Origin of the sequence: Nonlabens sp., from assembly GCF_047636915.1 — a bacterium.
Lineage (GTDB): Bacteria > Bacteroidota > Bacteroidia > Flavobacteriales > Flavobacteriaceae > Nonlabens.
Genome location: NZ_JBLIGN010000067.1, coordinates 1 through 13,694, shown reverse-complemented (window position 1 = coordinate 13,694; position 13,694 = coordinate 1). Strand labels below are relative to the sequence as shown.

General features: G+C 36.5%; 13 protein-coding genes, 1 tRNA gene and 1 pseudogene. 8 read left to right on the top strand and 7 right to left on the bottom strand.

Going from position 1 to position 13,694, the window contains the following annotated elements; genetic code table 11:
* The 6 genes and pseudogenes from ACJAT0_RS09970 to ACJAT0_RS09945 form a co-directional block, all read left to right on the top strand.
* Positions 1–186 (top strand): annotated as a pseudogene (locus ACJAT0_RS09970) (sodium/proton antiporter); the annotation flags it as partial.
* 133 nt (positions 187–319) lie between these two features.
* Positions 320–1,015, top strand: coding sequence for a MotA/TolQ/ExbB proton channel family protein (locus tag ACJAT0_RS09965; protein WP_374002420.1), 696 nt, complete (start codon positions 320–322; stop codon positions 1,013–1,015).
* A 2-nt stretch (positions 1,016–1,017) separates the two neighbouring features.
* Entirely contained in the window at positions 1,018–1,410 is a 393-nt protein-coding gene (locus tag ACJAT0_RS09960) for an ExbD/TolR family protein (RefSeq protein WP_374002421.1), read from the top strand.
* Positions 1,411–1,412: 2 nt separating this feature from the next.
* Positions 1,413–2,228, top strand: coding sequence for a hypothetical protein (locus ACJAT0_RS09955; RefSeq protein ID WP_415181531.1), 816 nt, complete (start codon positions 1,413–1,415; stop codon positions 2,226–2,228).
* Between the two features lie 48 nt (positions 2,229–2,276).
* The gene (locus ACJAT0_RS09950; protein ID WP_415181534.1) at positions 2,277–3,449 is read left to right on the top strand and encodes a bifunctional folylpolyglutamate synthase/dihydrofolate synthase; all 1,173 of its coding nucleotides are present in this window, start codon (positions 2,277–2,279) and stop codon (positions 3,447–3,449) included.
* A gap of 59 nt (positions 3,450–3,508) precedes the next feature.
* Positions 3,509–3,583: transfer RNA gene (locus tag ACJAT0_RS09945), tRNA-Val, on the top strand.
* Positions 3,584–4,413: 830 nt separating this feature from the next.
* Here the strand turns inward: ACJAT0_RS09945 and ACJAT0_RS09940 are convergent.
* From ACJAT0_RS09940 to ACJAT0_RS09925, 4 genes are all read right to left on the bottom strand, one after another.
* Positions 4,414–4,761, bottom strand: a complete 348-nt coding sequence (locus ACJAT0_RS09940; RefSeq protein ID WP_415181530.1) for a hypothetical protein — start codon at positions 4,759–4,761, stop codon at positions 4,414–4,416.
* Between the two features lie 84 nt (positions 4,762–4,845).
* Positions 4,846–5,091, bottom strand: coding sequence for a hypothetical protein (locus tag ACJAT0_RS09935; protein WP_415181529.1), 246 nt, complete (start codon positions 5,089–5,091; stop codon positions 4,846–4,848).
* 644 nt (positions 5,092–5,735) lie between these two features.
* Positions 5,736–5,882, bottom strand: coding sequence for a hypothetical protein (locus ACJAT0_RS09930; RefSeq protein WP_415181528.1), 147 nt, complete (start codon positions 5,880–5,882; stop codon positions 5,736–5,738).
* A gap of 73 nt (positions 5,883–5,955) precedes the next feature.
* Positions 5,956–6,411, bottom strand: a complete 456-nt coding sequence (locus ACJAT0_RS09925) for a GAF domain-containing protein (RefSeq protein WP_415181527.1) — start codon at positions 6,409–6,411, stop codon at positions 5,956–5,958.
* A gap of 73 nt (positions 6,412–6,484) precedes the next feature.
* Here ACJAT0_RS09925 and xrtF point away from each other — a divergent pair, with 73 nt between their 5' ends.
* Positions 6,485–7,027 carry an exosortase family protein XrtF gene (xrtF, locus tag ACJAT0_RS09920; protein ID WP_415181526.1) on the top strand — a complete coding sequence of 181 codons (543 nt, stop codon included), beginning with the start codon at positions 6,485–6,487 and terminating at the stop codon, positions 7,025–7,027.
* Positions 7,028–7,049: 22 nt separating this feature from the next.
* A complete protein-coding gene (locus tag ACJAT0_RS09915; RefSeq protein WP_415181533.1) occupies positions 7,050–7,457 on the top strand; it encodes an exosortase F system-associated membrane protein in 408 nt (135 codons plus the stop codon).
* Between the two features lie 1,015 nt (positions 7,458–8,472).
* Here the strand turns inward: ACJAT0_RS09915 and ACJAT0_RS09910 are convergent.
* From ACJAT0_RS09910 to ACJAT0_RS09900, 3 genes are all read right to left on the bottom strand, one after another.
* Positions 8,473–10,941 (bottom strand): zinc-dependent metalloprotease, encoded by a 2,469-nt coding sequence (locus ACJAT0_RS09910; RefSeq protein WP_415181525.1) that lies wholly within the window; start codon positions 10,939–10,941, stop codon positions 8,473–8,475.
* 848 nt (positions 10,942–11,789) lie between these two features.
* On the bottom strand, positions 11,790–13,421 hold the full coding sequence (groL, locus tag ACJAT0_RS09905) for a chaperonin GroEL (RefSeq protein WP_374002434.1): 1,632 nt from the start codon (positions 13,419–13,421) through the stop codon (positions 11,790–11,792).
* Between the two features lie 94 nt (positions 13,422–13,515).
* Positions 13,516–13,694 (bottom strand): co-chaperone GroES (locus tag ACJAT0_RS09900; protein WP_415181532.1); only part of this gene is annotated, 179 nt, incomplete at its 5' end.

Below are 13,694 nucleotides of genomic sequence, written 5' to 3'. Positions count from 1 at the left end.
ATAAACACAGGGACTAACTTACCTAGTGTGGCTACTCCAAATGGTCAGGCGGCATTCTTATTTTTATTGACCTCTGCTTTAGCACCTTTAATAAATTTATCATACGGTAAAATGGTGAAGATGGCATTTCCTTACACAGTAGTTTTGACATTAGTAGGTTTGGCCGCTGTGGTATATTTTTTATAAGAAAAGAGTATTATTGTATAATATTATGGGGATCTCGCTTTCGTGAAAGCCGAATTTTAAAAAATTAAATTTACAGGTCAAGACAATGAAATGTTTATGAGCTGCGTTAACAATCATATTAATAATATATTCAATGAGTATACTTTTTCAAGAAATCGCGGAGATCACTTCAGAGGCAGTGCCTCTTGTAAATGAAGAGTCTGAGTCTTTATTGGGGCTTATTACTGCTGGTGGTCCGTCTGGAACTATCATCATCGCTGTATTGATTCTTTTATTGTTTTTTGCTCTATACATCTATTTTGAGCGTCTTATGAAAATAAGAGCGAGTTCTAAAATTGATAGTAACTTTATGATGCAGATTAAAGATTATATTTCCAATGGGCGCATAGATAGTGCAAAAATGCTTTGTGCTAAAGAAGGTTCTCCGGTAGCACGACTTACTGAGAAAGGAATAAGCCGTATAGGTTCTCCTCTTGAAGACATTAATAGCGCTATTGAAAACGCTGGTAGACTCGAGGTGTATAAATTAGAAAAAAATGTAAGTATGTTAGCAACCATTGCTGGTGCCGCCCCTATGATAGGGTTTTTAGGTACTGTAATAGGAATGGTGATCGCTTTTAAAACTCTTGCAGACGCTGGTGGTAGTGCAGACATGGGTAGCCTCGCTGGAGGTATTTATACAGCGATGATAACAACGGTCGCTGGTCTAATCGTGGGTATTATAGCGTATATAGGGTACAATCATCTGGTTGTAAAGACCGATAAAGTGGTGCATCAAATGGAAGAGAACGCCTCTGATTTCCTTGACCTTTTAAATGAACCTGCTTAACTATGAACTTAAGAGGTAGAAATAAAGTAAGTCCAGAGTTCTCGATGTCTTCTATGACAGATATCGTGTTTTTGCTGTTGGTATTCTTTTTGCTTACATCTCCACAAATCACCCCAGAGGCTTTAGATTTATTATTGCCTAGTGCTGGTGGTAAAACCCAGAAGCAAGGAAAAGTGACCGTTAGTATTTCAAAAGATGGAATTTTTTATGTGGATGCAGCGCAAGCTACAGATGAAGATTTAGAATTTAGAATTCTATCGGTATTGCAAGGAAAAGAGAAACCTACCATCATGTTGCGTTCTGATAAAGATGCTGCAGTGAGTCATTCTGTTAGAGTCATGGATATTGCAAATAGGAATAAAATACAGATTGTACTGGCCGTAAAAAACAATTAGTCATGAGTTACTTAAAGACAAAAGAACAGAGAATATCAGCAGGAGTAAGTATTTTGATTATTGCACTGGTTATTCTTGTATTTAGATTTGTCTCGATAATTAATGTGATTGAACCACCAGAGGAATCAGGTATAGCGATCAACTTTGGGAATACTGCCGTAGGATCTGGACTAGTAGAGCCAGCAAAGCCTACTAAGGTCGCTCCAGAATCTAATCCAGATCCAGTTACACAGCCAAATGTACCTCAAGTAGAAAATATAGTAACTCAGGATCATACAGAGGCGCCATCTGTAATTTCTAATCCTGATGTAAAACCAACAACTAAGCCGACAAAACCTGCTAAAAAGCCTGTTGAGCCTAAGCCAGATCCAAAACCTGACTCTTCAGTCCTTGATGCTTTAAATAGTGTTACTGGAGCACAAACCGTAAATGGTGAAAACAGAACAGGTCAAGGACCAGGAGATGGTCCCGGAAATAAAGGGGATATCAACGGAAACCCATATGCAAATGCGTATTATGGCGTTCCAGGAAGTGGTCAAGGTGGCAAAGGCTTTGGGCTCAACGGACGTGGTAAGGTGGCAGGACGTGGTGTGCTTCCTACCTGTGATGAAAGTGGTAGAGTAATTGTTGAGATAGAAGTAAATCAAAGTGGTAAAGTTACAAAGGCTACTCGTAAAATGAAAGGAACATCTAATCCTGCAGACTGTTTAAGAATTGCCGCTGAGGCAAGTGCCATGACTTACAAGTTCAGTGCTGCGCCAAAAGCAAAAAAAGTCCAAATAGGGTTTATAGAAGTGATTTTTAAAGTAGGAGAGTAATTGTTTACATATAAAGAATCTTTAGACTGGCTGTTCACACAGCTTCCTATGTATCAGCGAACAGGCAAAGCAGCTTATAAAGCAGATTTGCAAAACACCCTTGATCTCGATAAATACTTAGATCATCCTCACATTTTTTATAGAACTATTCATATAGCAGGAACTAATGGTAAAGGTTCCACCAGTCACATGATCGCTAGCATCCTGCAAGAAGCTGGTTACAAAGTAGGACTGTACACTTCGCCACACCTCAATGACTTTAGAGAACGCATTAGGGTGAACGGTGTGCTGTGTGAGGAACAATTTGTTACAGACTTTGTGAATCGGCACAAACAGTTTTTTAAGGATCATAAGCTTTCGTTTTTTGAAATGACTGTAGGAATGGCTTTTCAATATTTTAAGGAGCAAAAGGTGGATATAGCCGTTGTTGAAACAGGGTTAGGTGGACGGTTAGACTCCACAAATATTATTACTCCCATAGTTACCGCGATTACTAATATTGATAAAGACCACACAGCGATTCTAGGCAACACTTTTATTAAAATAGCAGGCGAAAAAGCGGGGATCATCAAAAAAAATATTCCTATTGTAATAGGGGAACATAGAGGCTTTTTAAAATCCCGCTTTCGCGAAAGCGGACTACAACAAAAAGCTCCTATACATTTTATTGATCATCGCACCAAAAACTTACCCACAGATTTAAAGGGTCATTATCAAAAATCTAACGTACGACTCGCAGTAAAAGTTATTGAGCTCCTTAGGGAAAGCAAGCAAATTACAGTGTCACAGGAAGACATTCAGAAAGGATTGCTGCAAGTCGCAATAACTACAGGGTTGCGAGGTCGTTATGACATTCTAAACCTCCATCCTAAAATTATAGCAGATACGGCGCATAATAGCGCAGGAATAAAGCTCCTCATCAAACAGGTTAATGAAGAGCTTTTCAAGGACTTACATATAGTTTTAGGAATGGTAAGTGATAAAGATGCTGCAAGTGTTATTAAGTTATTTCCTAAAGAGGCGCACTATTATATATCTAAACCAGATATTCCTAGAGGGATGAGCACAGAGATTTTAGGCAAGCATTTGAATTCGTTTCATTTGCGTTTTGATAGTTTTAATTCTATAAGTCAAGCGTTTAAAGCTGCTAAAAAAAGAGCATCAAAAGAAGATGTAATTCTGGTAACCGGAAGTACTTTTGTCGTGGCAGAAATAATTTGAAAAATCTGTTTTTATTTCTTTGCATAAATAAAAACAGTCGTATATTTGCAACCGCTTTAGGGCGCATAGCTCAGTTGGTTCAGAGCACTTGGTTTACACCCAAGGGGTCGGGGGTTCGAATCCCTCTGCGCCCACAAAAGGTCTTCAGAAATGAAGACCTTTTTTTATCCCCTAAATTGATAAACCTATTTCCTAAATTTAGAATTAAAAAGCCGGTTTTAAATTGGTTGCGTTAAAGAGGTCAAGTACGTTAAAAATCATCTTGCCAGCAAATAAGCTTGTACGTTCTCATAATTGAGTTTAGTATCTTTAAAATTAATCCTAGGCACCTCTATTACCTTAAAAAAGTGGAGTTACTCGCTTGGGTTTTCCATCCTGCGAATTGCATTAAAAGAGCTTAATAACGAGAGGTTATAGAAAACTTTCTCTTAAAAATATATTGAACTTTAGGATTTTCCAACGGCTCCATGCAAGTGTCAACGATTTTCTGAAGTATGGTCCTTGTCAGCCCCGTAGATTAATACTCCCTAAAATATTTAAAATATAAAGGCTTTCTTTCAACCTCAAGAACTTCTAAATTCCCAGGGTCATTTTAGGGGAGACAGGTCAAAAGAAAGGAACGGTTTGTACATATTTTAGATGAGATCAAAAAAGATTCCTTCAAGTAATAGACGTTAGAGCTATATTATTGTTGACTGTGTTTACTTGTAGATCGTTGATAAATTAAAAAGAATTTTTTGATCAAATCTTGATTTTTTAACGGTTACTTTTAATTTAAATCAAGGTTTTCCACTTTTTCAATAACAGAATTTCCGTCAGGGTCAAAGTGCCTATACAGCTCCTTTTTATCCTCAGTGGTCATCAATAAATAACTGCTGTTATCAAAAGATTTACGGTCTTTTATAGATGTGTCAGATAAGTAATCACATAAGGCTGGAAATACTCCTATAGTACTTTCAACCGTTTATCTATAAGGTTCAAAATATTTTGGCGCTTTTATGGGGTATAAGGTGCTAAAAATACGTTCCTTAAGCGATGAGCTTTCTGCTAGGAGCTTATAAGCAGCGCCTCTGTAAGTATAACCTAAAAAGCCACCAGGGTCTGTAACAATCAAAATAATAGCTTTTGGTTTATTTGCTTTAATAAATTGAGCTATATCGATTAATTGCGTTGAAGGGGACTTGATCTCTTCCCTATACTTATTTTTCTCAAATTCCACCCCACCTTCCAAAGAGATATGACCAGGATGAAGAATCTCTACAAAGTAAAATTGAGGGTTTTCATTTGCCCTTAGAATATGAGCTTCTAACACGCCCCCATAGGCCTTTCCTAAAAAGTAGTTGGGTTATAGATAGGATAGGTCGCTATTATTTACATGATTGGTATCATAAGAAACCTAGGGAACATTTAGCGCGAGGCTGGCGTGTTCTAATATTAAATTTGTTTCATACCCATTATTTTTAAAAGTTTGCAAAACAGGATGGTCATCTAAAATCAGGTCTCTAGCCTGTAGGAGTTCATTATTCATTTCTTCATATTGCAGGTAAAGGTGTTGTGCTGTAAACAAGGTACTGTTGGAGGGAAGGGTTGTTGGATAATTACTTCTAAAAGTAGGGTTAAATTCAAAGCTTAATTCTTGCATAGTCTTATAAAAGACTTCGCTATTCAGTTGCTAGATGTCCTTATTTACTGCCTTTTTTCCTACGTATCTATCTGGGTGTATCATATAGATATTGGTTTTTTTAAATTACTTGAGATTCAAAGTGCATAGGTTGTATCCAGTCTTTACTTGAAGTTTCTGCGGTACTTATAAAAAATAGTAATTGGCATGATGCAACGGCACATAATGCTCCATAAAAAACAGTTCTGTATAATGCCTTACCATAAAAAAAGAGCTAAAAATTCCAAGTAATCCAAATAGAATCAGTCCTTTGCATCTCCATCCCATGTAAATAGAAAGTGAGAAGATAATGGAAAAGTTGTCCCAAAGAAATGACCAGTACAACTGGCTCCTTCTTTCAGACAGTTTTTTAAAATGAGTCACCTAACATGAGAATAAAAGAGTAGGGAAGAGAACAAAAAAAGTGATAAAACAAGTCAGTGGTTCCCATGAATTGACTAGCGTATAATTTTCAGAGATAAATAAATGATAGAGTAACTACTAAGGATGATGCTAACGGTCCACCAGTAGTGCTATTCATCAGACAGATGTTTTGTGATTTTATCTTTCCTGTCTTTCAAAAAGAAATAACATGCGCTCAGTTCCTTCTATCTTCTTTGATTTTATCAATTTAAATTCTTCTGGAACGCTTTCGCGAAAGCGGAAACCGTATAATCATCAAATAAATGACGAGCATCTCGTTTGCTGTCCAGCAACAGTTGCCTGAGCACCATAGCACCTAATCCTGAATCAAAGTAAAGGAAGTTATTCATTCGGGCAGTTCAGTGAATAAATACGCTACCATAGAATAAAAGGAATGTTTTGCAAAGTTAGTATATCGTCGACCTATAAATGTGCCGCAATAAGTTGGTTGATCCACTCCAGAAAACGCTCGTCTTTTGCGTTAAAAGCATTTGCAGTATTGCTGTCTATATCTATCTGACCTATATTCTTGCCTTGTTTAAACATAGGAATAACAATCTCACTCTTCACATGGATGCTACAAGCGATGTAATTATCTTGTGCCTGTACATCATCTACCACAAAATTAGAGTTGGATACAGCTACCTGACCACAGATTCCTTTACCAAAAGGAATTACAGTATGATCTGTAGGCTCACCAGCTTGGTTCCATAAATGTAAAGTAGGCGCTGTTTCATGAGCCATATAAAATCCTACCCAGTCATACGTGGATACATTTGATTGAAGGACATCACAAACGGCCTGCATTTTTTCTCTAATTATGAGATTTGGCTGGTTGATAATTTCTAGAATTTGCGGTTTTAATGCTTCTATTTTCATTGGAAAGGAATAAGAGGTCAAAGCTAGTTCATGGTTTTGTTTTAATGGCTAACTTTGTTTAAAATGTGAGTCCTTGAAAGTATTAAAAGCATATTATCCAGTTTTTAAATTTGTAGCTACCTTTTCATTGCTATACATTATTTTTTCTGTTGGGTATTATCTTTTCTTAGGGGTAGAATGGGGAGATCAATTATATCCAGACCCTATAACAGCACAAATAAGTTATCATACTCAAGAATTGTTTCAGGTTATAGGATACGATGCTCAAACCTTAAACTCTCCAGAGCATCCATCTGTCATTATGTATATGGATGAACAGAAAGTATACCGTATTATTGAAGGCTGTAATGCGGTAAGTGTCATGATATTGTTTATGTCATTTGTTATTGCATTTGCCAGAGGATGGAAAAAAACACTATCCTTTTTAATATCAGGGATCGCATTTATATATCTGGTGAACATAATAAGATTAGTCATTCTAGGAATTATCTATAAGGACTATAAGTCGTATGCCCATTTTTCTCATGAGGTCATTTTCCCAAGCATCATTTATGGATCGGTCGTTCTATTATGGATCTACTGGATAAGAAATATAAAACGCGAAGCAGTTGCATAAAATCACATCTATATTTTTTATCATGATATCATTGGTAGCTTTGTTGTGTGTTCGCATTTTTGAAAAACACTTGTTTTACGATCCTTTTATAGACTATTTTAAATCTGACTTTCAACTTTTGTCCTTGCCCAAATTTGATGCGTTTCTCTATATCATCTCTACCTGTTTCCGTTATGGAATAAACCTTTTGTTTACGGCAGTCATTATTTGGTTTTTGTATAAAAGCAGCGAGTTTGTTAAAGCGACATTATGGGTTTATTTATTGGCGTTCGTTATTCTATTCGGCTCCTTTTTTGTTTTGGCTTCATTTGATTATCAATGGGTGAAGATGTGTTTGTTTTATGTCAGGAGGTTTTTAATTCATCCTATCTTGTTATTTATTTTAGTACCTAGTTTTTATTTTATGTATAACACGAAGAGTTCTGATTGATTTCAAACGATTTTCAAGAACGTATTCAGTTCCTGATTCTGGGGGTATTTTTTATATAAAGTAGGCTCAAAGCAAAGAACAATTATTTAAAGACGTATTAAAATAAAAAAAGCACTAATCATAACATGCTTATTACTATTATTCTGCACTTAAAAAAATAGTCAAAGAGATATTTTGGAACAAATAAATTGGATCGAGGTAGAGCAATATTTTAATACCTCTAGAGCAATACGAATTATATACAAAAGTGAAAATAATACTCAAGCCATTAAATGTCATAAGTTTTAGTTGAAATCACCAAAAATCCTGATGAAAATCTACATCGGGCAATTATAAATGCTAATATTTTTCAAAAAAGGTCAAGTTTTTTAATGTAAAGAATGATATAATTTTAAAAATGAATGAGGCTGATTATTTGATTAACCCCAGCTACATTAAATCAATATTAAACAGAAAAGTATCTTATTGGGAACTGTATGAAAATCATTATTTAGTTGTTCTGATAGCCACTTATTTGCCTTGAATAAAGGTCTTTATGAATGGAGTAACGTTAATGATGCTTTGATCATTTGAATTATTTTGATCTGTTAGAACTGTTTGCCAAAGAGAAAGGCGAAGTGATTAATGACGAATAGAACTTCAAGATTTTAATACATAAACGGTTCTATACTTTTACTAACTTTATACTTTATGTCTATATATGTCGGATGAGGATTTTGAGACTATGGAAAAGGTAATTACAGAAATTGGGTTGATTAAATATGGAGATAGCATAAATTCTATGATTAAAAAGTAGGGGAATTTTGTTTATTTAAAATAGGATAAAAAATACCTACTGGATAATAATTAGGTCACATTACAACTCAATCTGAAAGACTGAATAATGAGTTGTAGCTCCATAGGGACCATTATATAGATGCAAATTTAGCGTCATAAATTAATCATTTAGATGTATACCAATAAAAAAGCCGATTCAAATAAGGAATCGGCTTTTGAGTTTTTTAAAAGGATCTTTTTATTTAGGGTCAAGAATCATATCGATTCTTTCTGTCAGATCCTGTAAGTGTATTTTTGAAAGTCTATCACTTGTGCGACTAGTGGCACGAGCGGCATCTCTTTTAAGGCTTTCTAACTCAGCACGTACAATAGGTCTGATGTCACTTTGTTCCACATCAATACTTGTACCGCCAAAACGGCCACTTGGAGCATCATTAGTCATTATAAATTCCAGTCTCTCTACATAAGCTCTCTGAAGATTGCGACGGTAGCGATCTATGGTCTGACCTCTTGGAAGCTCTTTGAAAAGTCCTTTTCTCAATTCTGTCATCATGGCTAGTAATCCGTAAGCGTCGCTTCCGTTTACTTCCTCATTTTCCATAAGACGCGCCATACGGCCAAAGTCGAGAATATTGTTTAGGGTTCTCACCTGCATGCTGCGCACTCTTTCTATTCCGCCAGCAGATTCTATCTTATTGAAGATGTTTTGATCGATCAACCATTCTGGTGTGTCAAATAATTGTGTCTGTAAGAAAGCCATTGCACGTTGCTGCTTATCTTTAGAAGCATGCTCATAAACAGCACCTTCTTGACCATAAGCTTTGTATGTTTCTTTAACTCCGCCTATATTTCCTGACACATGACCCATGTAACGATTGAACTGTCCTACTAGTTGCCCGTACATGTTTTCTAATTCGTCAAAGTTTTCTCCTTCTTCACCGGTCCATTTTCCTAAATTAGGAACGATACGCTTTAAGTTTTTGATGCCATATTCACTGGCTAGCATAGAGTCATCTCCCAAGTCTTCTGTTTGAGACGTATGGTCTATTACTCCAAATTGCTGACGACCAAACCTATAAACAGGATCTCCTGCTTTTTCAAGAATCCAAGCGTCTAGGGTTTCCTTTTCTTCTTTAGCTGTTTTTTCTAAAATAGGCTTGTAACCCCAAGCGATAGAGTATTTATCATAAGGTCCTACCTCCGGCATTAAAGCTACATCACCATCTTCTGGTTGTGCTATATAATTAAAACGAGCATAATCCATGATAGAAGGTGCTGTGCCAAATTCTTTAGTAAAAGCAGGATCTCTTAATTTCTCAACAGGATAAGCGATAGAACTTCCCATATTATGAGGCAGTCCTAAAGTATGTCCTACTTCATGGGAACTAACAAAACGTATCAGACGTCCCATCACTTCATCATCAAAGTTGTTCATACGCGCATCTGGATTAATAGCTGCCGTTTGAATAAAGAACCAGTTGTGTAGTAAAGTCATTACATTGTGATACCAGTTGATGTCACTTTCTAGAATTTCTCCAGATCTTGGGTCACTTACATGAGGTCCATTTGCGTTAGGGATGGGGGAAGCGAGGTACCTTACCGTAGAATAACGAACATCCTCCGGACTCCATTCTGGATCTTCTTCTGGAGTAGGGGCATCTTTTGCAATGATGGCTTGTTTAAAACCAGCTGCTTCAAAGGCAATTTGCCAGTCTTCAATACCTAGTTTGATATATTTTCTCCATTGCATTGGAGTAGCAGGATCTATGTAATAAACGATTTGCTTTTTAGGGATTACAAGTTCGCCAGCTTTATATTTTTCAATGTCTTCCTCTTTTACTTCTAGTCTCCAGCGGTCTAAATAAGTAACCGTCTTTGTTTTTTGGTCATTTAAGCCATAATCTTGTTGACCTCTAGCAAACCATCCTACACGCTGGTCAAAGTAACGACGCTTCATGGGTACTTTAGGTAAAAGAATCATGGAGTTGCTCATTTCTAAAGATATAGATTGAACACTGCTGTTAGAAGGTGGTTCACTTGAAAAATAAGTCTTTACATGTCTGGACTCGATGTTTTGAGGGTAAGAGCGCAGCGTGTCTATATAAGATCTATCATCGTCTAGTCTGCTTATTTTATACCTGCTTCTAGCCCTTTGTGGAAAACCTATGGCTTTTACATCTTTCGTAAAAAAGTCAGTAACATCGATAACGGTATTATTAGTAACGCTGTCTTTTTTGATCGCTTTTACAGGAAAAGAATAAAGAATAGGTTCAAAATTTGAGTTTTCTACGGCAATACTTACAGGTAAAGAGTCTGCAGCCACTACTTGATGTGATACGACTCTAAGAAGTACATTTTTGTTATTTTTTTGCCATCTTAGCGTTTGTGTGTTTTGCTTTCCACCACCGAAGCCTAGGCCTGACGCGGTTTTTGCAATACGGGTAACCATTAACATCTCTCTTTCAAAAAGACTGTCTGGAATTTCATAAAACCATTTGTCTTCTACTTGATGAACGGTAAATAAACCTTCATCACTTTTGGCCTCTTTAGTAATGACTTTCCCATAAGGTTGGATATCCCCTTTTTTAGGTTTTTTGGACGAGGCATTTTCGCCTGTTGAAGCTTTCTTTTTTCCTTGAAAAATCGAACAGCTAGTGGTGACCGATACGGCAAGAAGCAGGATCATCAACATTTTAATTATACGCATGGATTTTGTTTTTAATTGATGCCTAAATATATTATGATAAAATTCATTATTTCTTAACAAGGCGTTAACACGACAAATGAATTCTTAAATAATTGAATTAAATAAGTGGAAATTTCGCTTTCGCGAAAGCAGAAATAAAAAAAGCTATCTCGTGAGAGCTTTTCCTGTAGGATAAAAATAGAATAAGAATCTAGTTAAATAAATACAGAGTGCGCTGTTGATGGTAGGGCCTGCTGTAATGTTGTTGGTATAACCTTTTAGATATATCCGGTAGCATAAGGAACTCAAGTTGCCCAATATTTTGAAAGTTGACAATTTGTAAGGTCTTCTATTTTTATAACGGTATGTGTTTCTACAGTTGTAAATATATGGTTGAAATTAATAGCTGTTTTTAACGATTTAATAAAACTTTCCTTGGAAGGGTCAATTTTTTGTACCGCCATATTTTTTGCAAGTTTCTGAAATTTTCCTATCGGATGAGAATTGTCAGAATTGGAGAATCATTTGATGTCCTCTAAATCTTCGTTTACAGGGCTATTTTGAGCTTTATCTTTTGTTTTTAGAGTAGTATATGCAACAGCTATTGTAGTTTTTTCTGTAGGAATCCTGCTTGCAGTTGTACCATTTGACACAGGTAATTTTGCGGGATTCCTATATCTTTTTTACAGCTTATCAAAAAGAGAAACAGAAACAGAAAGCTTAGATACCCCTGCGGTGGAATTTTTATAGGCAAGGGTTTTTGCTGTATTGTATTATAATAAAAACAAACTTTAAGAAACTAAACTATAAAAAAAAAGCCATCTCTTATGAGATGGCTTGATTTAAAATATAAGTGATAATTCTGCGATCTACATCATTCCACCCATACCACCACCTGGCATGCCACCGCCACCAGCGTTATCTTCCTTAATTTCTATAAGAGCACACTCTGTCGTAAGAATCATTCCAGCAACAGAAGCTGCGTTTTCTAATGCGATGCGCGTTACTTTTTTAGGGTCGATGATTCCTTCTTTAAGCATGTCTACATACTTATCGTTTTTAGCATCATAGCCGTGATTACCTGTTGATTCCAAGACTTTAGAAACGACTACACTTCCTTCACCACCCGCATTTTCTACGATAGTTCTCAATGGTGATTCAACAGCGCGAGCTATAATTGATATTCCGGTTTCCTCGTCAGCATTATTTGCTTTTACTTTAGAAAGAACGGATTTTGCACGTACAAGAGCAACACCACCACCAGCGACAATTCCTTCCTCTACAGCTGCACGAGTTGCGTTAAGAGCGTCATCTACGCGGTCTTTCTTCTCTTTCATTTCTACTTCACTCGCTGCACCCACATAAAGTACAGCAACACCACCTGCAAGTTTTGCAAGGCGTTCTTGAAGTTTTTCTTTATCGTAGTCAGAAGTTGTGTTCTCTATTTGTGATTTGATCTGTGCCACACGAGATTTGATATCTGCAGCTTTACCGCTTCCATTTACTAAGGTCGTGTTGTCCTTATTGATATCAACTTTTTCACAGGTACCTAACATTTCCAAGGTCGTGTTCTCAAGAGTAAATCCTCTTTCTTCACTAATCACGGTACCACCTGTTAAAATAGCGATGTCTTCAAGCATTGCTTTTCTACGGTCTCCAAAACCTGGAGCTTTAACAGCAGCTATTTTTAACGATCCTCTTAATTTATTTACGACTAGAGTGGCAAGCGCCTCACCGTCTACATCTTCTGCAATGATAAGAAGAGGTTTTCCTGTTTGAGCAATTGGTTCAAGTATGGGCATCAATTCTTTCATGGTAGAGATCTTCTTGTCAAATAACAAGATGTATGGATTCTCTAACTCAGTTGTCATTTTTTCAGAATTTGTCACGAAGTATGGAGATAAATATCCACGGTCGAACTGCATTCCTTCTACAACGTCTACATAAGTTTCTGTTCCTTTAGCTTCTTCTACCGTAATAACCCCTTCCTTACCTACTTTTTCAAAGGCCTTAGCAATTAGATCACCCACTACTTCGTCATTGTTAGAAGATATAGAAGCAACTTGCTTGATCATTTCACTAGAATCGCCTACTTTTTTTGCTTGCTTTTCAAGATCTTTTACGATGGCTTCAACAGCTTTGTCGATACCTCGTTTTAAGTCCATAGGGTTTGCACCAGCAGCGACGTTCTTCAAGCCTTCTTTTACGATTGCTTGAGCAAGTACCGTCGCCGTAGTAGTTCCATCACCTGCAAGATCATTAGTTCTTGAAGCCACTTCTTTTACCATTTGAGCGCCCATATTTTCTAACTCATCAGAAAGCTCAATTTCTTTTGCAACACTAACACCATCTTTAGTTACTACTGGAGCACCGAAAGATTTACCAATGATTACATTACGACCCTTAGGCCCTAAAGTTACTTTTACTGCATTTGCGAGTGCATCAACACCACGTTTGATTCCGTCTCTCGCAGCTATATCAAATTTTATTTCTTTTGCCATTTTGTTTTTATTTTTATTTTTGTTTTCACAAAAATTGTAATTACTAGTACTCAGTTTTTTTATTTTGCTTTCACTAAAGCTTCACCTTTAAACACTAGATGATTGCAAGAATATCTTCCTCACGTATGATCAAATAATCGCTGCCATCTAACTTTAATTCTGTACCACTATATTTTCCATAAAGAACAGTGTCACCCACTTTTACGGTCATATCGTGATCTTTGTTTCCTTTCCCTACCGCAACAACTTTTCCTTGTTGAGGTTTTTCTTTAG